General features: G+C 49.7%; 1 rRNA gene. It reads right to left on the minus strand.

Going from position 1 to position 368, the window contains the following annotated elements:
- Positions 1–368 (minus strand): 16S ribosomal RNA (locus GFJ41_RS21235); the annotation flags it as partial.

The raw sequence follows: 368 nt of genomic DNA on the forward strand, positions 1-368 counted from the left end.
GACGGGCGGTGTGTACAAAGGGCAGGGACGTAATCAACGCAAGCTGATGACTTGCGCTTACTAGGAATTCCTCGTTGAAGAGCAATAATTACAATGCTCTATCCCCAGCACGACGGAGTTTCACAAGATTACCAAGACCTCTCGGCCAAGGTTAGACTCGCTGGCTCCGTCAGTGTAGCGCGCGTGCGGCCCAGAACGTCTAAGGGCATCACAGACCTGTTATTGCCTCAAACTTCCATCGGCTTGAAACCGATAGTCCCTCTAAGAAGTGGATAACCAGCAAATGCTAGCACCACTATTTAGTAGGTTAAGGTCTCGTTCGTTATCGCAATTAAGCAGACAAATCACTCCACCAACTAAGAACGGCC

The sequence above is a fragment of the Paraclostridium dentum genome (assembly GCF_012922555.1).
In the GTDB taxonomy this organism is placed as follows: Bacteria; Bacillota; Clostridia; order Peptostreptococcales; family Peptostreptococcaceae; genus Paraclostridium; species Paraclostridium dentum.